The organism is Candidatus Uabimicrobium helgolandensis (assembly GCF_041508025.1).
Taxonomy (GTDB): Bacteria; Planctomycetota; Uabimicrobiia; order Uabimicrobiales; family Uabimicrobiaceae; genus Uabimicrobium; species Uabimicrobium helgolandensis.
Window position 1 is genome coordinate 1,582,322 of the sequence record NZ_CP165719.1, and the last position, 23,629, is coordinate 1,605,950.

The 23,629-nt window shown below is 35.7% G+C and carries 19 protein-coding genes; 13 read left to right on the forward strand and 6 right to left on the reverse strand.

The window, feature by feature from the left end; translation table 11 throughout:
* Window positions 1–6: 6 nt before the first annotated feature.
* Window positions 7–831, forward strand: a complete 825-nt coding sequence (locus UABHE_RS05730) for a hypothetical protein (protein ID WP_372369295.1) — start codon at window positions 7–9, stop codon at window positions 829–831.
* Between the two features lie 60 nt (window positions 832–891).
* Here UABHE_RS05730 and UABHE_RS05735 read toward each other — a convergent pair whose 3' ends face one another.
* Genes UABHE_RS05735 through paaZ form a run of 3 tightly spaced genes read right to left on the reverse strand, consistent with a single transcriptional unit; the run spans window position 892 to window position 4,091 of the window.
* Window positions 892–1,278 (reverse strand): hypothetical protein, encoded by a 387-nt coding sequence (locus UABHE_RS05735; RefSeq protein WP_372369296.1) that lies wholly within the window; start codon window positions 1,276–1,278, stop codon window positions 892–894.
* Between the two features lie 12 nt (window positions 1,279–1,290).
* Complete coding sequence (locus tag UABHE_RS05740; protein ID WP_372369297.1) at window positions 1,291–2,043, reverse strand: enoyl-CoA hydratase/isomerase family protein; 753 nt, start codon at window positions 2,041–2,043, stop codon at window positions 1,291–1,293.
* 8 nt (window positions 2,044–2,051) lie between these two features.
* Complete coding sequence (gene paaZ / locus UABHE_RS05745) at window positions 2,052–4,091, reverse strand: phenylacetic acid degradation bifunctional protein PaaZ (RefSeq protein ID WP_372369298.1); 2,040 nt, start codon at window positions 4,089–4,091, stop codon at window positions 2,052–2,054.
* Window positions 4,092–4,180: 89 nt separating this feature from the next.
* Here paaZ and UABHE_RS05750 point away from each other — a divergent pair, with 89 nt between their 5' ends.
* On the forward strand, window positions 4,181–4,702 hold the full coding sequence (locus UABHE_RS05750; protein WP_372369299.1) for a PepSY domain-containing protein: 522 nt from the start codon (window positions 4,181–4,183) through the stop codon (window positions 4,700–4,702).
* A 39-nt stretch (window positions 4,703–4,741) separates the two neighbouring features.
* On the opposite strand, the gene UABHE_RS05755 is transcribed toward UABHE_RS05750, so the two are convergent.
* Genes UABHE_RS05755 through UABHE_RS05765 form a run of 3 tightly spaced genes read right to left on the reverse strand, consistent with a single transcriptional unit; the run spans window position 4,742 to window position 9,131 of the window.
* The gene (locus tag UABHE_RS05755) at window positions 4,742–6,604 is read right to left on the reverse strand and encodes a hypothetical protein (RefSeq protein ID WP_372369300.1); all 1,863 of its coding nucleotides are present in this window, start codon (window positions 6,602–6,604) and stop codon (window positions 4,742–4,744) included.
* 39 nt (window positions 6,605–6,643) lie between these two features.
* On the reverse strand, window positions 6,644–8,302 hold the full coding sequence (locus UABHE_RS05760) for a Vps62-related protein (RefSeq protein ID WP_372369301.1): 1,659 nt from the start codon (window positions 8,300–8,302) through the stop codon (window positions 6,644–6,646).
* Between the two features lie 13 nt (window positions 8,303–8,315).
* Window positions 8,316–9,131 (reverse strand): fatty acid desaturase, encoded by an 816-nt coding sequence (locus UABHE_RS05765; RefSeq protein WP_372369302.1) that lies wholly within the window; start codon window positions 9,129–9,131, stop codon window positions 8,316–8,318.
* 131 nt (window positions 9,132–9,262) lie between these two features.
* On the opposite strand from UABHE_RS05765, the gene UABHE_RS05770 reads away from it, so the two are divergent.
* The 11 genes from UABHE_RS05770 to UABHE_RS05820 all read left to right on the forward strand — a co-directional run bounded on the left by UABHE_RS05770 (window position 9,263) and on the right by UABHE_RS05820 (window position 23,501).
* Window positions 9,263–10,045, forward strand: coding sequence for a DUF1295 domain-containing protein (locus UABHE_RS05770; protein ID WP_372369303.1), 783 nt, complete (start codon window positions 9,263–9,265; stop codon window positions 10,043–10,045).
* Between the two features lie 9 nt (window positions 10,046–10,054).
* Window positions 10,055–10,750, forward strand: a complete 696-nt coding sequence (locus UABHE_RS05775) for a hypothetical protein (protein WP_372369304.1) — start codon at window positions 10,055–10,057, stop codon at window positions 10,748–10,750.
* A gap of 81 nt (window positions 10,751–10,831) precedes the next feature.
* A complete protein-coding gene (locus UABHE_RS05780; RefSeq protein ID WP_372369305.1) occupies window positions 10,832–12,631 on the forward strand; it encodes an SLC13 family permease in 1,800 nt (599 codons plus the stop codon).
* A gap of 105 nt (window positions 12,632–12,736) precedes the next feature.
* Window positions 12,737–13,813 (forward strand): alpha/beta hydrolase, encoded by a 1,077-nt coding sequence (locus tag UABHE_RS05785; RefSeq protein ID WP_372369306.1) that lies wholly within the window; start codon window positions 12,737–12,739, stop codon window positions 13,811–13,813.
* A 25-nt stretch (window positions 13,814–13,838) separates the two neighbouring features.
* A complete protein-coding gene (locus tag UABHE_RS05790; RefSeq protein WP_372369307.1) occupies window positions 13,839–18,230 on the forward strand; it encodes a hypothetical protein in 4,392 nt (1,463 codons plus the stop codon).
* A 585-nt stretch (window positions 18,231–18,815) separates the two neighbouring features.
* Window positions 18,816–18,956, forward strand: coding sequence for a hypothetical protein (locus tag UABHE_RS05795; protein ID WP_372369308.1), 141 nt, complete (start codon window positions 18,816–18,818; stop codon window positions 18,954–18,956).
* Window positions 18,957–19,485: 529 nt separating this feature from the next.
* Entirely contained in the window at window positions 19,486–20,538 is a 1,053-nt protein-coding gene (locus tag UABHE_RS05800; RefSeq protein WP_372369309.1) for a hypothetical protein, read from the forward strand.
* Window positions 20,539–20,656: 118 nt separating this feature from the next.
* On the forward strand, window positions 20,657–20,824 hold the full coding sequence (locus UABHE_RS05805) for a hypothetical protein (protein ID WP_372369310.1): 168 nt from the start codon (window positions 20,657–20,659) through the stop codon (window positions 20,822–20,824).
* Window positions 20,825–20,950: 126 nt separating this feature from the next.
* Entirely contained in the window at window positions 20,951–21,355 is a 405-nt protein-coding gene (locus UABHE_RS05810; RefSeq protein WP_372369311.1) for a hypothetical protein, read from the forward strand.
* Window positions 21,356–21,398: 43 nt separating this feature from the next.
* Window positions 21,399–22,562 carry a leucine-rich repeat domain-containing protein gene (locus tag UABHE_RS05815; RefSeq protein ID WP_372369312.1) on the forward strand — a complete coding sequence of 388 codons (1,164 nt, stop codon included), beginning with the start codon at window positions 21,399–21,401 and terminating at the stop codon, window positions 22,560–22,562.
* Window positions 22,563–22,880: 318 nt separating this feature from the next.
* Window positions 22,881–23,501 (forward strand): YceK/YidQ family lipoprotein, encoded by a 621-nt coding sequence (locus tag UABHE_RS05820; RefSeq protein WP_372369313.1) that lies wholly within the window; start codon window positions 22,881–22,883, stop codon window positions 23,499–23,501.
* Window positions 23,502–23,629: the final 128 nt, after the last annotated feature.

The following is a 23,629-nucleotide window of genomic DNA, read 5'->3' on the forward strand; positions in this document are numbered from 1 at the left end:
ATTGCAATGATAGAAGTTAAAGCTTTTTATTATTTCCACACTTATGAAGGTCTTATGTTTGGAATTCCTGGACCAGAAGAAAACAAAAAGAAGTTGGAATCGGCAAAAACTCATTTTATAAATATGTGGGGAGAAAAACCGGTGCGTCTTTTGAATCCCGACTGGGAGGCAGCTAGACTACTTCCTAATATTCCTGAAAAAAAAAGAAGAGAAGCGTTTCTTGAGTCTTTGTTACCTGATATGATGTGCTATCTATACCTAAAAATAAATGATAACAAAGGAATAGAGTCTGAATTAGTAGTTGTATGGTGGGATAATCCAGAAGAGTTTTTCAAAAAACCTTTAATTGAGATATTTAATAAGAGAATAGCTGACTTTCAGTCATCAAATAATCAAACCCTACCAATTATTACAGCACAAGAAAGAAAAGCAAGATGGACGAAAAAGGGATTATGTCGAAGCCTGAAGTTCGAAATCCAGTCTTATGATCACAATCTTCGATTAACACGATTTTATTATGAACAAGCTTGTGAGATGACAGAAGAAGAAGCACTTGGCAGAGCTCGTATATTTTTTTCAGGTAATGCACCGTGTTATATTATTCCACAAGAAAAGAAGTTTTCTAATTTTCCTGCACATTCTCGAATTGTTTGTTTTGTAGAGCTAGAATCGTATCATCCTGTAAGAGGAGAAGACAATGATTATTGTTCTTGGCTGGTAGTAATTTGGTTTGCACAAAAAGCTCTTTTAAACGAGTCTATGCCAAAAATTTTAGCGTATAGTTTTCCTGACCTACCTTGGGAAACAGAAGCGCATAATTTTCTATTATAAAGATTAGGAATTAAAACGTGTTATCAATAAAATCTAAATGATAACACGTCTAACTATTACTTACTGCTTTTCATTTTTCGCAGCTTGGCTTTTTTTAGCAAGTGCTTTTACATCCTCTGGTTTTTGTGGTTGTGGTAGAGGCTTTTCTGAATATAGATGTCCTTCTTTGCGGTAGTACAAAGTAAAACCAATCAAAAGACCTAAAGAAAAGTGGTCGTTTCCACCGTACACACCAAGAGAAGGAAATTGAAAAGTCATTCCTCTTTCGTATGTTTGTACACCTTTTCCTTGTAGTCGCATGAAACCTACATCCAATAATTGGTGATCAGGAGAAGCGAAAGCGCCCCCTCCCCATGGTACATTATTCGGTTTACGGTCAGACACAAAGTGAGCATTACATCCAATAGTAAAAGCTAACAAAACGCATAATAGTAATGATCTTTTCATAATAAAACTCCTCTATTTTTTCTTAAATGCAGCAATCGCATTTTTTGTAAAATCAGACAGCACTAATTTGCCACTTATTTCTGCTCTTTGTTCTAATAGTTCGGTCCAGTTTTCAGTACCTTGCCATAGAATTTTTTTCAATTCGCGCATAGCTTCTGGACTTTTTTGAGCAAGGCTTTTAGAAAATTTATCTACTTCTTGGTCTAGTAATTCTACATTTTCAAATGTTTTAGCATAAAGACCGCGCTGCTTTGCCCAAGAAGCATCGCGCCAATCAGCGTCGATTGATAATTCGCTAAAAGCACTTGTTCCCACTTTTCTTTCAACGCAAGGTCCAACGACAAATGGACCAATGCCTATAGCAAGCTCGCTTAGCTTTATTGCCGCGCCAGTTGTAGCCATCGCATAGTCGGCAGCAGCAATAACTCCAACGCCACCACCTACAGCTTTCCCTTGAACGCGAACAATGGTGAATTTCGGACAATTTTTCATGGCTAAGATAACAAGTGCAAAGCCCATAAAAAAATGTTTGCCACTCTCAAAGTTTTCAATCGCGACGAGTTCATCAAACGATGCTCCTGCACAAAAGGGACCATTTTCACCACTCTCAAGAACAACGACATTCACATCATCGTTATTCGCAACTTCATTGATTTTTTCTGCGATATTTCTTAATAATTCACCAGGAAGTGAATTTTTTTTGGGGTGGAAAAAACGCACTCGCGCTACATGGTCAGCAATATTGACCTCTACTTTACCACTCATTGTTTCTCCTAACTCTTTTCACGACGCTCTACCAAAGTTAAAATGGTGTACACTGCAACCATCACTTCTTCTTGGTTAAAAACTTCGACATCCCAATGTACAACCCCTTGCAGTTTTTCATCTTCTCTTTTTTCTTTTTCTGTTTTCTGTTTGCAAGTAAGTTTTACATATATAGTGTCCCCTGGATACACAGGCTCTGTAAATCGCAAGCCTTCTAGACCATAATTGGCAATTACTGGCCCTGGCGCTGGGTGGACAAACAAACCCGCTGCCGCAGATAGAACAAAATACCCATGTGCTACGCGTTTTTCGAAAAAAGAATCCTTTGCTGCTATATCATCAGTATGCGCATAAAAATAGTCGCCGCTAATTCCAGCAAAATTTACGACATCTGCTTCAGTAACAGTGCGACGGTGAGTGGTAAAAGATTCGCCTATTTCTAACTCGTCAAAGAATTTTTGAAATGGATGAATTCTATCTGTTGTTCTCTTTGCACCGCGTAACCATTCATTACATATCTTGCTTAGCGTTGTAGGAGAACCTTGGATTGCTGTGCGTTGCATATAATGCATGACACCGCGAATTCCTCCCATCTCTTCTCCACCACCTGCTCGTCCTGGTCCACCGTGGACAAGATGTGGTAGTGGTGAGCCGTGTCCTGTTGATTCTTTTGCGCATTCATTGTTAATAATAACAAGTCGTCCGTGGTAAGGTGCGACCCCAAAAACGATTTCTTTTGCTACGTTATCATCTGCGGTAAATAATGAACCGACGAGACTTCCTTTTCCCATACGTGCTAATTCAATAGCGTCGGAATTCGATTTGTAAGGAATAACGGTGCTTACTGGGCCAAAAGCTTCTACATCGTGAACTGAAGTATTTGCAAACCCATCTTTACAAAGAAGTAATGTTGGAGGAAAAAACGCCCCTTTATCTTTATCTCCTTGTACCTCAAATTCACCACCGCCATAAACAATTTCGCATTCTTTTTGTAAGGTCGCAACACGCTCAGTCACTTCCTCTACTTGATCGGCTCCAGCGAGAGGTCCCATTCTTACCCCCTCAATTGTAGGGTCGCCAATAGTTGTTTTGGCTAAAGATTCTTTCAAAGCTGTTAATACAGCGTCTACTTGATTTTCGGGAACGATTACGCGGCGAATAGCTGTACACTTCTGACCTGCCTTTACTGTCATTTCACGAGTTACTTCTTTAATGAACAACTTAAACTCTGGCAGATCAGGAGTTACGTCCGAACCTAAAATACAGCAATTTAAAGAATCGGCTTCCATATTAAAGCGAATGGAGTTTTCAACAATCTTTGGATGCGATTTTAGCATTTGGCCAGTAGTCGCAGAACCAGTAAAAGTAACGACATCTTGCTCCATTAAATGTTCAAAAAGATCTCCTGTACGGCCACAAATTAATTGTAGCGCTCCTTCAGGAAGTATATTTGACTCAATCATAATTTTTACCATGCGTTCAGTCAAATACGCTGTTAAACTTGCAGGCTTCACTATTGCTGGTACTCCAGCTAAAAAATTTGCCGCTAGTTTCTCTAACATTCCCCAACAAGGAAAGTTAAAAGCGTTTATATGAAGAGCTAATCCTTCAAGAGGCACGCAAATATGATGTCCAACAAAAGTTCCGTTAGGCGAAACTACTTCCATATTCCCATCGACATAAAATTTTTCATCCGGTAATTCTCGTCGTCCTTTACTTGCATATGTAAAAAACGTAGAGATTCCCCCTTCAATATCAATCCATGAATCGCGACGCGTTGCTCCAGTAGCAAAAGACGTTTCATATAGCTCGTCCTTGCGTTCCATTAAGTATAGAGCCATGCTTTTTAGCATGCGACCACGTTCGTGGAAAGTCATGTTCCGTAAATGCTTGCCACCAATATTCCGTGCATATTCTGCCATTGCTGCAAAATTGAGTCCTTCACTGGTGATTTCGGCGATTTTTTCTCCGCTGACAGCGTGGAATAAATCCTTGGCATTTCCTTGACTACAATACCATTTTCCTTCAGCGTAACTTTCTAATCTCATATTTTTTCCTTTACACTGCTCTTATAATATAATTTTATTATTATGCTATTTAATCTACTATCCGTCTATAAAATTTTATGAGTTTACAAATGAAAAATATAAACTATACACTGAGAAAAATACACTATTGGGGAGCTATCATTGCTGCTATTCCCATTGTTATTGTGATTATAACAGGGATTCTTTTACAAGTAAAAAAACAGTCGACGTGGGTACAACCAAAAACAATAAAAGGTTCAGGTACAGAGCCTCAGCTTTCTTTTGCACAAATTTTAGAAATCGTAGAAAAAACTGATGCCAAAATAAACTCTTGGCAAGATGTGGATCGCCTTGAGGTGCGTCCTGGAAAAGGCGTTATTAAAATACGTGGGAAGAACAGATGGGAAGTTCAAATAGACGCGAGCACTGGTACCGTTTTGCAAATAGCTTACAGACGTTCTGATTTAATTGAAAGTGTTCACGACGGTTCATTTTTTCATAGTGAAGCAAAATTGTGGTTATTTCTACCTAGTGCTATAGTATTACTTATTTTGTGGGTCACAGGAATGTATCTTTTCTTTTTGCCGATTTGGCGACGTTCTCGTAAAAAGCGTAAAAATAAAAAAGCTTAGTATTTTACTTACGCGGTTTTCACGAGATGCAAAAGCTATTTACTCATTTTTCCACTCGATAAATAGTTTTTTGCCTTTGTCGTCTTGCCACTCATAATTTTGTTGCTTAGCCATCGCAGAGATAATCTTTATGTAGTTATTTGTAGAAGTGAATATAACAAATCCATCTTCTAATAGTCCAATCCCCTCTTCTCCTTCTTTAGCATAAGGAATAAAAACAACAAAGCAACCAGTCACCTTTTTTTTCTCTGCTCCATGAGCTGCTATTCCAAAGAGTCCTTCTTGACCAGGATACCACATTAAAGCATAGTCTGCTTCAGGAACAGTATGAGTGTTTATCGAAAAAGTTTTTGGCTCACTACTCTCTATTTCTAAAAGTTCTGGTAGTCCTTTGGTGGGCATTGAAGTTGTGAATTTGAGGTACAATTCTTTGTCATCTTTAAAAAGAGCTGTTGTCGTACCATCTAAGAATCGAACTGTCGACCTCATCATCGGTTCTTCGTCTTTATAAGCGACTTCCGTACGATCGCGATCATTCCAATCAATCGTTGGGTAGTGACGATATAATTCTCCTAAGCGGTTTAGGATTCTTTGCGAACCATATAATAAAGCATTGTTGTACTCATTTTCTGTTAGTAATATTGCACATAAATTATCTTTGTGAGTTGAATAGGTTAACCCCATCCAATCTTCTCTTCCCAAAAAGCCTTTTGTTGGAAAAACAGATATGTTGCGCGCTATAACTTGCTCTTCGTTTGCAATACTTTTGTACAACCATTTTATCATGTCGATAATCTCTGAAGGAACATTATCACTGGTTTCGGTAATCTCCATGCGCAAAATAAAATCAATTTCTCGATGATTATATTTTGCAAGACCTTGGGTTGAAAACTCCCAAGACCAACGATCGTATATTTTGGTTAGATCCAAAAGAATGCGAAAATTACTATCGTCTATTTGAATTCTTGCTGGAAAAACAGTGTCTTTATTGAAGCACTGTGAAGGAATGAAATTTTGCAAAAAATGCGCAAATAAGAAGAAATTTTCTGCGCGAGTAGATATTTTAAACTTGTGATTATTTTGTGTATGGAGAGTAATTCCTATATCGCTTTTTTCAACAGAAGCAATTTCTTTCCAAGGAAAAACAATACTATTTTTAGCTGAACGCTTTATACCGTCTTTACTCAAAATGATGCCACTATTGCGCATAAACAAGTATTCCATGGATAAACGAATTGCTGCAATGGCAAAAGTAATTAGCTTTATTATATTTACGGTATTTACCGCATTTGACCCATCGAGTAACTTTGCAATTCCAAGTAATACGAAAACAGTAGCGCAGAAGGCTAGTAATCCAACTGCAAGGCGCCATTTATGATCTTCAGAAAAAGAGACTGCTTTATTTTGCTCTATCTCTGTGGTGCACCGAGAGAGGATTGCGTGGCCAGTTTCTGAAATTAAATCATTCCATAAATGTTGAATATCTTTTATGGAATGAATTTTATAAAGAATACCGTTGTGTAATTTAAGAGTGATACGGCTATGTTTTTTGGTTTTGTTTAGATGGAAGCTCATTGACTTTATGTCAGTGTACTTAAATTCTTGGCTTTGCTTATAATTTCCTATTTTAAGTGTTGTTGAATCTATAGTGATAAAAAAAGTTGTGCGCTTTCGATAATACCGAAAACACCCATAAATAATTGCCAAAAATAAGATAGCGCTTACTATGTTTAGTATTAGTGACATAGTTTTTGAAAGCTCACCAAACCATTTTTCTATTCCGCTTAAGGTTAGACCAATAGCTATTAGTAATAGAACTGAAAGCGCGCATCCATACACAATGCAGGCAATACATCCACTACTCTTACTCTCAGTAGACATCCGGTATTCTTTAAGTTGCATTTCTGTTCCTTTATACAATTTGTAAATTTAAATCTATACCTATTCTGGTCCGTCCCAACTTCCTTTTTGTTTTGGACCTGCAGGGCCTCCTGTGACAATGGTGTTCCACATCTCTTTTAAAACAGGAGCAACCAAATCAATTGTCCATCTCGGTAGCGTAGGAAAACTTTTGTATAGTAGTTCTTTACTGTACGGAAGGCGCGGCATTCCCCAATCGTAAGGAAAATCTAACCACTGTGGCGGGGAAACATATGATTGAAGTTCATCCCAAGTTCCGATAATTTTTAATTGACCGGTAGCGTCCCATAGAGGACCTTTGTCTGTTTTATTTACAAGTCCAACATTGAGAAAAGCATCTTTGTTTAACCCTATTTTTGGGTAGCTTGCATGACCGTGTTTAGATGAGTAAACAATCGGGTGGCCATTTTTCCATTTGATTTTACTAAGATCAAAAATCCATTCTCCGCCTCCGTGTTGCGAGAAATAAATAGCTTGGACATCACGGGTTACATTGTCAACTCTTACAGTGATATGCTCCCAATCTCCTTCGTGAGCTCCAAAAAGAGAAACGGGAACTATTTCGCCGAAAATAACAAGAGTTCCACTTCCATTGTAAGGATAAAAAAACCAGTACTGAATGTCGGTATAGTCTTGGTAGGCGTTAATTCTTTTAGCGTTTACATACATTGTTGCGGTATGGATATCACCTCTTTTAGCTTCAGTACCTTTTATACTTGGATAATACAAAGCACCTTTTTGAGGAGATTTTATTTTGTAAACTTCTTCTTTAGTATGAGGAGGTTTAGCTACAATAACTTCTTCGCCGCTTTGTTTTTTTACAAGTGAAACTCTGTCTAGTAGCCACTCCACTGATGAAGGGTGAAAACGATCTTCAGAACTCATGTAAACATAAGGAAAGTAACGATCTACCACATCATTTAGTTCTTGCCATGACCAAGATGTTTGTTCAATGGGCTGCAGTAATTCTTCTGACTCGCTAGCAAAAACCGGAGACTCGAAGCGATATATCTTACCACAGGAACTTATTCCCCAAACTTTGCCATTTGAAACAGAAAGTTGACTAAGAGCAGGAGGAAATACTTGTACCCAACTACCGTTTTGTAGACGAAATACATTGTTTTCTACGTCTAAAGCCCATAAATTAGACATATCATCGACAATTATATCCCTAAAATCAGCTCTACTGCGTTGCCACTGACCGTTCGTGAAGAAAGAACTATTGTTTGGTGCGGATGCCCATACAAAGCCGTCGCGTCCCACAGAAACAGACGACACTTCAATAGGATGTTCTATCCATAATTTTTGTAAAGGGTCCCACTCAATAATAGTATTTTGTGCGGAAATTCCCCATATGTGTTTTTTGCTTCCAACGGCAATAAAAATGACTTCGTAATCTGCCATAATATGCCATTTTTTATTGCGCCACCTGTAGGCACGATTATCTTCGCTAATAGCGCAAACAGTGTTGTCTGCACTTGTCGCTACTTGCACAAAAGAGCCTTTTACACGCACCCATTTATCTGCCCAGTAATAAACGTGATTTTTGTAATCTACGCTCCATGCGGTCTTTCCCGACGAAACTTGTTTAAACTTGCCTGAAACTCTTTGTAAATTAGAAATATCATCTGCAAAAATAAATGATGCGAATAAAACAACGAACCATAGTATATTTTTCATTAACCTCTCCCTATCAAAATAAATGATATATTCTTACTCCTTGCTCCTCTAAAAAAGGATCAAGTCTTTTTGCTAATTGCGGTAAGTTATGGCTAGGAACTTGAGGGTATAGGTGGTGTTCTAAGTGATAAGTCAGTCCAAGAAATAGTTCTGAGATAAACCAACCGCGTACTGTTCTACTTTGGTGGATTGAATGGTCTCCAAAATCTTTGTGTAACCAGTACACATTCAACATTGGATATACCCAGCTGCCTACAATTGCCATTGTCGCATAAAAAAGTGGTGCAGGTGTCCACGGTAGAACGAGAATAGAAATAGCAACAAATGCAAAAGGCCATAGCCCTTCTATAATTATCCAGCGCTTTTCTGCAGAGCCTTTTTCGCTATTTTTAAAAGCCCACAACCACAAACGTGGTATAAAAACTGGACCGTGAAGTAAGCTTCCCCAAAAACCTATGTGTGCTGGAGTTCCTTCTAAGTCATCGTGAGCTGGAAAGTTACGGTGATGATAGTGATGAGTTTTACGATATGCATGTCCGCTTTCTAGCAAGATAGATCCCATAATAAAAAGTAGCCACTCCGTTTGCTTTCTAGATAGACCTATGCTATTATGGACAATATCATGTGTCGCTGTTACCACAGATACAAAGATAAGAAATATCAGAAAAGGAAGAGCGTACCACCACTCTAAATAAGCAGCAACAACAAAAACGGCCAATGCTATAAATGGGCGGATGACAATAAGATATTTTTCGAATGACGATGTCTTAAGTAAGTCCTTACCTAAAGTCTCTAGTTTTGGGATTTCAGGATGTGCGTTATTTGTCATATTGTAACTCCGTGCAAAATATGTAGAAAATTATGGTAAAGATGAATGTGACACGCCCTAAACATCATAAAAATAAAAACAAAAAAAAGCTACTGAAAACATAGCATATTGACAAAATAAAGGACAAATTTATGGATTATTACACCATTTACTTATGGGGAGGTGCTGTCGTATTTTTATATGTTACGACAATATGGACTATAAGCCTTCTCAAAAAAGACGCTAGTATCATTGATATATTTTGGGGAATGGGCTTTGTTGTTTTAGCATTTTTTTACCACTTATTTGGCAACTCGTCGTGGCAAGCAAATGCAATTATACTATTGTTGGTATCTGTGTGGGGTTTAAGGTTATCCATATATCTGGCATCTCGAAACTTAGGGAAGCCAGAAGACTATCGTTATCAAGTTTGGCGCAAAAACCACGGTAAAAATTGGTGGTGGAAAAGTTTCTATCGCGTTTTTATGTTGCAAGGAGTGGTAATGTGGATTGTGTCTGCACCTTTGTTATCTGCGTTATATGGTGTAAAAGAAGCATTTACTTGGAATATTTTCGCGATACTTGCTATTGTTTTTTGGACAATAGGCATTGCTTTTGAAGCTGGCGGAGATTGGCAACTAACAAAATTTAAAAAGAACCCAGAAAACAAAGGTAAAGTACTCGATAGTGGTTTTTGGAAATTGACACGTCACCCTAATTACTTTGGTGATGCAATGGTATGGTGGGCTTTTTATTTTTTAGCATGCGCAAATGGAGGATACGCTTGTATTGCTAGCACTCTAATCATGAACTTCTTTTTAATCCGCATTTCAGGTGTTGCTTTATTAGAAAAAAACCTAGTAAAAACAAAGCCACAGTATCAAGATTATATAGAAAAAACCAACGCTTTCCTTCCGTGGTTTCCCAAAAAATAGGAGAATATTATGAAAACTATAGTACTTGTTTTAATTGCATTTTGTATTATTGCAGCTCCCACACACAGTTTAACAGAAGAGTTTACTGTTGATTCTAGTAAATCATTATTGTCTGTTCTTGTACAAAAAGCAGGCGTTGCTTCTTATCTTGCTCACAATCACTTAGTATATGCTTATAAATTTGATACAACATTAAATTATGACCACCGTGACCAAAACCAAACTACTTTTTCTACAAAAATAAAAACCAACAATCTTTATGCGGATTATCAACCACTTTCAGAGAAATGGTACCCTACATTCAAAAAGCTTGGTATTCTTTCTGAAAAATTCACAAAATTATCGGACTCTGACCGAAAAAAAGTACGCATCAACATGCAATCGTCTTCGCAATTAGATTCGAAAAACCATTCTCACATCAGTGCAAAAGTAGTTGAAATAAAGAACAAAGAAACAAAAATAGGTGAAGTTACTTTCACGAAAATGGTAAAGTTATCTTTGACAATAAAAGGCAAAACCATCACTAAAGAGATTCCTGGGAATATGATACTGAAGGACAATGTGTTGTCTGTAAAAGTTTTAGGAAAATATAAATTTAGTGAATTTGGTATTACACCTTACTCTGCTCTTCTCGGAGCTATTCGCAATAAAGATGATTTTCACCTTTACGTAAGTTTACATGCAAAGGGAAATAGTAAGAAATAAGTCGTTGACGTTTGTGATTTGCAACCGCAACATATAACTTTGTGGTTGCAAATTTATCAAACTATTGAAGAAAGAAGAAAAATGAAGAAGATAGGTTTTGTACTTGGTATTTTTTTATTTGCAATTCTTTTATACTGGTCGTATTCTTTTGAAATACCGCCTGAAGGCAGCAAAGCACTTTCTCCGCAAATGATAAAGGTTCTAGCTGTTGCGGTTCTTATGGCTTGTTGGTGGGTGAGTGAAGCAATTCCTATTCCTGCAACATCGTTAATACCTCTTGCAGCTTTTCCACTCCTTGACATCATGGGAACAAAACAAATTGGTCCTGCCTACGGAGATCGTATGGTACTTCTTTTGATGGGTGGCTTTTTTATTGCAACGGTGATAGAGAAAGTTAATTTACATAGGCGAATTGCCCTTAACGTTATTTGTCGCGTGGGAACAAATCCGCGGCAACTTCTTCTTGGGTTTATGATCGCAACAGCTGCCTTGTCGATGTGGATTTCTAATACGGCAACAACCTTAATGATGCTGCCAATTGCTTTGGCAGTTGTAACGCAACTCGAAAAGAAATTCGAACACACTAGTTTAGCAGCGGCTTTTTTATTATCTATTGCATATGCTGCTAGTATTGGTGGGGTAGGTACTCCCATTGGAACACCACCTAATCTAATTATGATGCAAAATTACGAAAAAACCCGTCGCGATTTTTTGCAAATTCGTCCAAAAAATATTATTAATGCCTCTGAATTTCTAAATGGTTTGCAAAAAGACACCGATCCAGCGATAGTCAAATTGCGCGAAAGTCTCACTGCAAAAACACAGACGAATTTACAACAGAATGATCTGCAAGAAAAGCTCGTTTTGTCTATTCTCGTCGACATAAACAAAGTTCTTGCTGCTGAACCTTTGGTATCAAAAGAACAACTTTCATTGTCCGAACAAAAACAATTAGCTGTGTACCTACAAAATGACGCACTTAAGTTTAATCGTTTACTATTAGAAACGCGATATCCTCAGTTTCTCCGTCCTCATAGACAAGTAAAAGAAATCTCATTTGCGAGTTGGATGGCAGTCGGTATTCCTACTGTTATTATTCTCCTTTTTATCATGTGGCTTTATATGATCTACATGTTTAAATTACCTAAATCTAGTGATAAAAGTAGCGAAGAAGTTCTACAAAAAGAAATACAAGACTTAGGAGGGATGAGCCGCGATGAAAAGGCAACAGCTGTTTTATTCCTAATTACATCACTGCTGTGGATTTTCCGCAAAAATATCGATTTGGGATTTGTGGTGATTCCAGGATGGTCTTCTTTCTTTGGTTTACCAAAGTGTGATGACACTACGGTTGCCATTTTTATGGCACTTGTAATGTTTAGTTTTCCAATGGAAAATGGTAAAAAATTACTCGATTGGCCTACAGCTAAAAAAATTCCATGGGGAATGCTACTACTTTTTGGCGGAGGAATAGCTCTCGCAAGAGCTTTCGATCACACGGGTTTATCTCAGTGGTTAGGAGAAAATTTACAACAAATAACCGTACTACCCACAATTGTCGTGATGCTTATTTTGTGTACATTTATGACGTTCCTCACCGAAGTGACTTCAAACACAGCGGTCACTAATGTGATTATGCCTATTCTTGGTATAACAGCTGTTTCTATAGATGCTAACCCAGCCCTACTAATGATGCCAGCAGCGATTTCAGCCTCGTTTGCCTTTATGTTACCGGTGGCAACGGCTCCGAATGCAATTATGTATGGTTCAGAGCGCTTTTCTATAGCAACTATGGCCAAAACAGGGTTCATGTTAAATGTGATAGGTATATTCGTAGTAACCACTTTATGTTACCTATTAGGAACAATATTTATTTTTTAAATTTAACGCTACTTGTGGGTCACAAAATTACAAGTAGCAAATAGGGATGCGGCACAGAATAATATACCAAATTATTCTTTGTCACATCCCTTAATGGAAAGCATCATGAAAAAAATTAGTTTGTTTTTTAAAGCAATCTTGGAAAAATTGAAACGCAGCGATTGGGGAAAAGAAGGTCATTTACTTCTCATCAACCCTACGCAATCTAAGTATATGAAAAAAACCCCAACTGTTATTGTTTATCTACCTCCTGATTACTACTTGGGGATACGTCGTTATCCTGTTCTCTATGCTCACGATGGTCAAAATCTTTTTGATGAAAAAACATCTTTTGTTGGCGAATGGTATCTCGACGACAATGCTAACGCTCTTATCAAACAAAAACTTTCGAATGGTGTAATTATCGTTGGGGTATACAACACTGGAGAACAACGAGTTTATGATTACACTCCAACACCAAGTAACTGCAAATATGGCAATAACGAAGGTGGAAGTTTACGCGCTTACGGGGATTTTATTGTTCGTGAGTTAAAACCATCTATTGATCGCAAATTTCGAACCTTACGCTCGCGAGAAAATACTGGACTTATGGGATCTTCTCTTGGCGGACTTGCTTCTTTTTATCTGTTAGGTTGGTATCCACAAGTTTTTTCGAAAGCCGCTTGTCTTTCTCCTTCTTTTTGGTGGGATCATGTCCGTGTTACTAGTGACATAGAAAGCAAAGATTTACAATTTGCGGACGATTGCAAAATATATCTAGATGGAGGTTGGTTAGAAGGCGATGACGAGGGAAACATGGTATGGTTTATGCGCAAAGTATACCACAAGCTAAAGGAACAAGGGCTACAGGATTTTAAGAACATTTTCTATCATGAAGATCCTCACGGAATGCACAATGAGTCAGCGTGGGCACGGCGTGGAAAAATGCCGCTTTTATTTTTATATGGAAAATTTTGCCAAAAAATAGACGAGATCTCTTATGTCGCAAACCCCAAGAACGATATGCATATTATTCCTCTTGCTAAACTTGCAGGTGATATGATTTTTACACCTTTAAGCGCGGAAATCAAAACCGATAACGATAGTGTAGCTATTATCGATAACAGCACTATACAAATAAAACAAAATGATCGCAGTTTTAAAATTCGCATCACATATCAAAATAAAACAGCCATTATTTAAACAGTATTAATTTTAGAGGTGAAAAATGAAAAAAGTTTTTCAAGCGAAATCGATTCCTGATTTCTTGAAAAAAAAGCAAACTCTCATTAAAAACACAAAACAACAAGTGGTTGAAAGTCCTTATTTGATTCGCAATTTTTTCGCAAATGTTAAAGATCAACCTCTATACTACTTATGCGAATACTTATTATCTCATGCTAATGAAAATGAATACTTGAATGTGTTGTATTTTCTTGATGGGTGTGAGCCTCTACAAATTAAATCTAATCCATACATTCAAGAAAGTTTTCAGCAAACAACGCTTCATTATTTAAATATTTTGCCAAATAGCGCTATATGGAAATCGAGTTTTTTAAAGCGTAATATACATTCGAGCGCTACGTTGATAAATGCTATACAAAAGGCACTGGTGAATAAAGACTTTGAAGAAAACTTTATTGGTGATGCTCTTAAAAGTAATAGTGATTTTGTGATAGAGTATGCTTTATGGTTAGCATTTCGAGCAAATTTATTACCACTATCACTAAAGCAAAAAATTTTAGATATACAGGGTGAATACTTCGAAAATGTTCAACAAAAAATCAGCGCCATTTACGAAGCAGATTTGCTTAAAATAGAAGACCTTTATTCTAGCAACGAGATGGAGGATTATTTATTATCTCTCTATCACTTGTTTGGTAATGAACATACAATAAGTTGGCCATTAGTTCTAGATGAAATTCTTGAAAATAGCACTTATAAAGACTATTTTTTGCACTTAATTGCTAATGTTTTTTCTTGTTCCGTAAATGATCACACAAGAGTTCCTGAGCTTCTTAAAAGTTCTGACCTAGATATCAAAATACTCGGTATACACAAGGCCATCAATAACATTTCTCCTGCTTACACAGAAGCGATACTTGAAAATTTAACAAAAAAATTCTTGGTAGATCCTGGCGAAACTTTTTACCAAAATTTACTATATTTATTATTTAAGATAGGTGATAAACAAGAATTTACCATTAAAGTACTTATTGATTTACTTAACAACAAAAAAATTAATGGTAAAACAAAGCGCTGGTTAATGTCCACAATCGCAGAATTGGGTGCGGAATACAGTATCTCATTTATAGCTCTGCAAGAACAGTCTGTGACTAGAAATGAAACATCACTATATGCGCTCGACACCTTAGGGCAACTTATAGCGAAATACCCTAAAAAATACACTTATTTGTTAAAGATCTTTCCACAAGCGCAAAATCGTGACCGGTTGATTACTTGGATTTTACAGATTAAAAGCTCTGACATTGATTTTATCACTGAGCTCTTAATATACGATAATAAAGAACTTTTTTTCTTTGCTAGCCAGAGAATTTTAGTCTTAGAAAAGATCCCTACCGTTTTAGAGCAATTATTCCTGCAAAAACTAAACAAGTTTATTCAAATATATAACGGTGAACAAATTCGCATTATTTTAAAAGTTGTTTCCCATCATAAAATGTCTCTTAGTGATGAAAATATTAACAATTTATTATTGCTTTTTATGTTCAAAATAAATCCAGGCGATTGGATTCTCTATACTTTTGCTGCAACTAATTCTGTAATAGCATTTGAAAAACTTTATTTATTACACGATGAGTCAGAAAAAATAATGACTTATTTGCTCAATATAAAGCTACCTATTCTTGTAAATGACTTTCTTCGTATAAAAAATGAATTGTCACCACAATTACAGTCTATTGTCAAAAAGAATCTCCAAAATAATAGAGAATACTATTTAGATAAAATAAACAATGCCGATAAACATCTGTATACAGCAGAACATTTGATCACTTGTTTTCAAATGTTAAATGCGCCTATTGAATTAGTAAATGCTATACCCAATTTTTCAGTTGATGACCAAGTAAAGGCAATTAAAGCTCTCTCTCGTTTACCTATTGTTGACGAAGTATCGAAAATCGATAATATTCTTATCAAACATGCCTGTTCTCTACGAGAAGCGTATGAAATTTTATCTGTCATGGCTACCACTCCACAAGAGTCTGTAACAGCAATACTCCAACAACAAATATGTTGTTTGTTGGCTGAGAAAAGTGATATGCCTCAAGATATGCCTAACTGGTTGTTGCAGCAAAATCTCAGCGTTGAACGAAATCAAAAGGATAGTGTGGTCCACATTTCGCAAAAAATTACCTTTGAACAACCCGAATTTTTAGATCAACCTTTATTTTTAGCTCCAGAGTTTACGCCAGAAAAAATATGTCCGCAATTTACTGTTTTTGCATCCGTTCCTTATCCATTTTTACCAGAAAACAAGTGGATTCAGTTACACGAAAAGCTCAACATTTGTTCCCTTAAGGAACCACTTATTTTTGAAGTAGATAAAATACGTGGCAAGTTACAAGTGGAAAAATTTTTCGAAGCAACTGGCATTCTAATTCGTTTTCGTCGTTATTATACGTATTCATATGATTTTGAAAAACTTCCTGGGCGCGAAAATCGTTTGGAATTTATCGCTATCGATATACGCGGAGAAGAAACAAACACCGATTTAGAAAACTGGTTAGAGAATCACATCGATGATCAAATTGCGCGTCTTGGTAATTTTTTCTTTGTTATTCATTTTTATGATATAGAAAATTTCTCGTATGACTTTACGACAAAGTTAGCTCCAGAATACTGTTTGATGATAGCTGCTGATAAAAAAATTCGCCAAAAATATTCGCGATTCACATTTTTCGATAATGAAGAAGAAGCTTTTATTTACGGTAAAAATTCGAAATTGAGTATACATGATAAACGTTCTGTTTATGACTCTATAAAACCTAAACCTGAGCCTGAATCTAAAACAGATTGGATGAAAATGGAGCGAGAACGTGGGATTTCTGCTCCAAGTCTTGGTCTTCCAAAAAGTACTCCGCTTGGATTTTCCGAAGATTCGAAAAAGAAATCTCCACGTAAACAAAAGCCAATATTTAAAAAATTTGCTTCGCAACTAAAAGCACCATCGACTCCTCCTGTACTACCGTCTCCTCCTGCACCACCACCTCCTCCTGCATCACCGTCTTCTTCTGCACCTCCTCCTCCAAAAGCAGTACCATCACGAGAGCCATTTCTAAAAATGCCGGCTTCAGGAGGGATGGCACCGGAAAGTATTGGTAGTATGAACTTAAGTTTCGCTGGTGAAACGGTAGTTCCTGCTCAACGCGAACCTCAACTCAAAAAACCGAAACCGTCGTTAGGAAAAAAGGAAAACAAAATCTCTAGAGATATATCTCAAGAGATAGAACTTAAAACAGAGGAAGTTTCAAAAGAACAGAAAAGAGCGCGAGGTAAAAAGAAAGAAGAATTGCCCATTTCTTCTGTTCCTGTGCAAATAGATACTCCACCATGGTTTGAAAAATGGTTAAGTGATGACGCTGGGCATCCTGGCCCTGTTGAAAGACTCATTGCTCAGTCAACTACAGTTATGAAGTCCATACAGCAGACTATAGGTCTAAGATTTATCATGCTCGCACATTTTGGTGATGTTGTTATTGAAGCAATAACAAGCTATGTACGTGGTGTTTTTGAAACGTGGAAAAACTACAAAACGATGCAGAAGCGTTTACAAATGAAAAATGTAGCACAACAAATTACCGTTATTGAAGAAGATATATGTAAAGCCCGCGAACAATTTAGCCGTGCCTTTTATTTAGTGGGATACAATGTATACGATAGCTCAAATATCGAAAGTACTTTTGCTTTAAAATTAGTTGTTGAGTTGCGTGGTCACCTTGATCAAATGAAGCGTGACCTGGCATTTGTAAATGCCGAAGAGATTCAAAAAAATGTTCAAAATAGCATCATTGATTTTTTCAAAAGTTTTATTCCAAATCCCGTAGAAATTCTTTTACCAATAAAAGACTCTATACTAATAGCTTTTTTCATGAAATATAGTCGCAGCGAAATAGAAAAAATGTATGTAGACATGTTTGTTTCGTACCAGATTTTGCTATTGTGTTTGGTCGAAAAAAACAATTTGCAAAATACGCAAACATTTGAATTACAAAAATATGAAAAGCAACTAGCACAAAACGTAGGCCAAGGCTATACTCCAGAAAATACAGAAGATATTAAGTTATGCATTAGCGAATGCCGCGAAAAAATACAAAAACTCATTCAAATGTCGTGTAACTGCCATTACTTAATTTCTGTAAAAAAATGGAGTAAAAAAGATTTGCTTCTAGAGTATAAGAAATATCAACAGCAAGAGATTATCAATCCGATAATTTTCTTAGAAATGGAAGTTTGGACGCGTAAACTCGCTCAGGAATACATCAAGCGCAAAAACATTAAAATCTCTACACAAGACAAACAACAGCAAATTATAGAACGAAAGCATTTTATGCGTCGTTACAAAATAGCAAAAACACTGCATGAGCAATTCTTACAATAAGAAAGACTTGTTTAGGTGATAACTCTGTAAAGATATAGCATAACCCAAGTTGCGACCTACAAAAGTTATCGTACAGTTTGGTATAATTACTCTTATAAATTCGATGTGCGCAGTTCGAATCTCGCGAGACGCAGTCGTGGCACATGGCACGAAGTAAGGGTAATGCAATGAATTTTAATCATGAAAAATTAGATGTATATCAAGTATCACTAGAATATACAAAAGAAACATTTAATGTGATGGAGAAAATGCCATCAGGTTACAGTTAATATAGCAGAAGGCAATGCCAAATTTAGCAAAAAAGAGAAAGCAAGGTTTTTCTCTATAGAAGAGCATCAGCAAATGAATGTAGTGCAGTATTCGATGTTGCTAAGATAGCCCAAATAATAGACTCAAAAGAAAAAGAGAAAATCAAAAAACTACTCTATAGAATAATTTGTATGCTTTCAAAGTTAATAGTCTAATTTTCGCACATGGAATATCGATCCACGACCACGAACCTCAAAATCGAATTGCACACATCGTTTTTTTATACTGTTATAACGACTCTTCTCTTAAAGTAGGAAAAACAAGAAGGAGAAAGTCATGGAAAAAGAAATTATAATTGTTTTCTGTATATGTGATGAGATAACACAAGCACTCAAGATTGTAGAATATCCTCAAGTTAAAATGACTAATTCAGAAATTATGACAACATTAGGGCGTGTCATCATTCAATACAGATAAAAATATAACGGATTCATTTAATGATACGCCAGTAGTATTGAGCCCGAGCCCGTTTGCGAGCCCGCGCCCGAAAACTTTTTGAGAGCGACAGAAAGTGATTTATTGGTTCAATACTAGTTTTTTGCGATGGAAAAAGAAACTTTGCTTCTTTGATAAATTGTTAGTGAAAGTTTCGGAAACGGGCTCGCAAATGGGCTCGGGCTCGAAAAAAAACACAATATTTTGAATGATGGCACGCCCTAGAACACCGAATAGTTTTATCTGGGTTTGAAGACAATTGATACGCTATGCCACTCCTAGTTGCCCAGAAATTAATACTTTTTAAAATATCTGAGCTTATGAATTCTAAATAAAATCCAAAATTTTAAAAATGTAGTATTTATAAGCACTTGGTGTCTTTCGCTGCTCTGATACTGAAACAAAAGTATTCAGTGTTCTAGTTATATTTTATTTTATTTTTAATCCTTGTAAGTTTTTCTAGTACCGAGTTAACAATGTTTGGCAATTACACACGGAAGTAAGAAAGTTTATGAAAGAAGATAAAGAAATTTTAATGTGGTCTATTCGTCCCTGGGAATTATTTGAAAAAACAAATAAGAAACAAGAAGGCGAATTCAATACAACGCATAATTATGAACAGTTCCAAAAACAAATAGATAATTGGAATAGCGAAATAGAATTTGTCGATCTACAAACATACATATCTAAATCTAAGGGAAAAGTTACGAATTCTGAAACCGTAGATTTAAGAATCTCTTCAGGTGTAAATCAAGGTTTATTTGATCCAAGTATTTTTGGAGAGAGTCGCAAGCAGTGTTTACAGTGCAAAAAATTACTGACTAAAATTGAAAAGTGCAGTTTTTGTCAACACCATGAGATTCTTTTTTATACGCAAAAAGATTATTTGGGTTACATTAAACTATCAACTCCTGTTGTACATCCGTGGTTTTTTGGTACGATTAGTACTTTTTTAGGTAATTTAGAGAAACTTCGCCAACTTCTCTATTACCAAATATATCTTGTTCCGCAATCTGGAGATTTTAGATTTGATTTAGAACATTCTATTTCTTTTTCTGAATATGTCGATTCAAAAAATTCCACAGCTATTTCTGGTGCACATGCTATCAAAAAATTATTACAAAATCTATCCATAGAAAAAATAGGTAACGATCCAATTCTTATTGAAAAATATCAACTATATCAAAAGTATTTTGGGTATTTGATATCTGATGTATTACCCGTTATTCCTACGCGATTTCGCCCTGTAAAATATATTTTTCGCGATAACTCTTGTGGTGAGCAGGATGCAGGAGGAATTAACGGTCTTTATCGACGTGTTATCAATCGTAACAAACGCTTAAATAGATTAAACGAGCTTCAAGCTCCAAAAATTATAATAATTAATGAAGAGAGGATGTTACAAGAAGCTGTTGATGATTTATTTGCAAACACAAAAAATCGAACATACCGCCTCTCAAGAGGAAACAGAAAAATGGAAAGCTTTGTTGATGTACTTCCACCTTTACACAAACTATCAAATGATATAGGGGCAATTTTCATAGAGTCAAAGGATAGTTTCTAAGTGCTAACTCGATTATTAGAAAAACTTAAAAGCATTAAAGGATAAAGAGCGTATAGGTTTAATATCACGCTACTTACTAAGAGTAATTACCTTCACCAAATTCATAAGGAAACCAGCTATGACATGGGTAAGTTATCCTGACATAAAAAAAATTTCAGAGAATAAGCGGTACCTTGCAGAAGCTCGCTCTCCAGATAATAAAACGATCAACAATCAAAATAATTCTCCTCCAAACAAAAATTTATTTGGTTACCAATATCAGCTGGAGCAAAAATGTTTTCGTTAACAACTTATCGATACTAAAACGAAAGACATTCTTTGGGAGAAATGGGAAGAAAAACGCGATCTTTCGCCGAAAGATCTTTTTGTTTCTAATCAAGGATGGGTTGTAGTTTATAAAGAATATTGTATATTGTTTATTTCTCCTAAAGGAAAATACTCATGTACAGTTTTTATCTCGCAGGGAGATCAAATATCAGAAATTTCTGACAATAAAGCAGGCGTAATTTCTGTTAGTAGCAAACATATAACTCACAGTACTGCTGGAATGCACTGGCGACGAGGAACATTAGAGTATTTCGTTTCTATTGATAATAGACCTCATTTTGTATGTTTTACAGGTTGGGGACAAAGAATCATGATCAATTTAGAAATGAATGCATTAGCAACAGTTACCAATAGCACTATTACTTCTTGCCTTCAGAAAGAGCAAAAAATAGTACTTTCTTATATAAAAAAATACTCAAAAAAGATAATTCCATATGATGTTATAACTAAGCCAGCAGCCTTTCCAGATTTATGTGCTGCTATAAAGTAGCAAAAAAACTACACAAAAAATTTTTGCAATAAGAAGCCTCATTTTGAAAATAATAAAAGGGCAATCGCTAAAGAATATAAAAAGTAAAACTCGATATGAAGGATGTAGTTTCTATTGCGATTGGGGATATAAAATAACTCAATCTTCTTTTTATAACTGCAGTTTTAGAGTCGGAGTTATTTTTTTAAACTTATCAAATTGTAATTTTGAAAACTGTAACTTCTCTGAAGAATTTGTGCTAATTTTAGAGTTAAGCTCATGGGGAAAGCGACTTCCTGATATATTTAATATTTCCAAACTTACTCATCTTAGTTTAGAAAATAATAAGCTCACAAAATTACCACCTGAAATAGAAAAGCTTTCGCAACTTGATTGTCTCCAATTAAGCAAAAACAAGCTATCAGAGTTATCTTCTGAAATTGGACGACTTATAAATCTTACTCATCTTGATTTAGAAGACAACGAATTTATAAAATTACCTTCTGAGATAACGGAACTTGAAAATCTTACTCATCTCTACTTAAGCAAAAACAAACTATCAGAATTAACTCCTGAAGTCGGACGACTTGTAAATCTTACTCATCTTGATTTAGAAGATAACGAACTTGAAGAATTACCTCCTGAGATATGGGAACTTTCGACATTGACCTTACTTGACTTACATGAGAACAGATTGCCAGAGATACCTCCTGAAATTGGGCGACTTGTAAATCTTACTTATCTTGATTTAGAAGATAATGAACTTGAAGAATTACCTCCTGAAATTGGAAAGCTTGTAAATCTTACTCATCTTGATTTAGGAATGAATTATTTAGAATATCTTCCATTTGGGCATTTTCCAAAGCTGACTAAATTGATTTTGAATTGTAATTATTTCTCAAGCTTAAAACGAATAAATTTGCCTATAAGTCTTATTGAGTTAGATTTGAGTAGCAATATGTTATTAGAATTAGAAGGAGTAGATCAGCTTTCCAGTTTAAAAAAACTCGATTTAAGCCATAACGACCTAACTGAAATTCCCGTGAATATAGGAAAACTCCAAAATCTTACCACATTGAACTTAGAATGTTGCGGTTTAACAAAGCTCCCTATTGAAATTAAACAACTTTCATTTCTTTCGCAGCTAAATTTAAAAGAAAACAAAATAGATCGAAAAACGCGAAAAAAAATTAAACATTGGCTGCCGACTACAAAAGTGATTTTTTAATAAGAACCTGTGATCATCCAAGGTATTACTTATTTTCAAATTCGACTCCAAGCCTAATTCTATCTAGATTCAACGCTTGGTGGTCTCCTTGCCCTGACACTCAAATTCTACACTGACTTGAAACGTGCTCAAAAACTTTTTGCGACTCACTTAACTCTCACAAAACATAAATATTTTTTTTAAAGTACCACTTTTAAAAGAACGACGGGATATGTCTGTAAGTATAACATTCGTTAATTTTACCAATTTCTAAACGGTAAAGTGGCACATCTTTTATATAAAACTTTATGTTTTAATTTGTAGAGAAGGGATTCTATTGTGATTGTCGATTTGAAAAGGTTAGTAAGAACAAAGTGTTTAATTCTTGTATTTATTGTGTCTACGATTTTCTGTGGTTGTGGAACATTAATAAATATATCATCACCAGTAAAATCAGAAAGCGGATGGCATAGAGTTATAGAGGATGGTGAGTTTAAAACTGCTATTCCACAACGGACAGGTTTTTGGTTAACAAGTTATTATGGAGGAGCTAGATTTGATGTTTCCATAACTAGGTTAGCGCCGTGGGCTATTCCTTTATGTATAATTGATCTACCTCTTTCTTTGGTTTTTGATACAGTTACTTTACCAGTTGTTGCCTTGAAAAAATATCAGGAAAACGCATGGCAAAAATCGCGAAAAAGCACAACTATCGCTACTAATGAAAATCAGCTTAGCTATGAAGTAGAGATAGATGATATTTTTGAAGAGAGTGACTTTGGTTTATCATATAGCGAAAATGGAAAGAAAAAAGTATATGATACCAAAGCCACTATTCTTGACAAAAGAACAGTAGAGTATCACCTAGAAGATGGCTTGTTACATATTACTTTTCCTTTTTCTTTGGATAAAGGAAGTTCGATAACAATTGATTACCTAGCATTTACAAAGAATAAATGAATTATATATTCTAGTGGAAATGTAAAATTTATTTCCACTAATATTGATTGAAAATACGATGAAATTAACTCAAGCAATTTATGATTACAAGCCGTGTCTAGTGCTTTTTTTAAAAAAAATAATCTAGG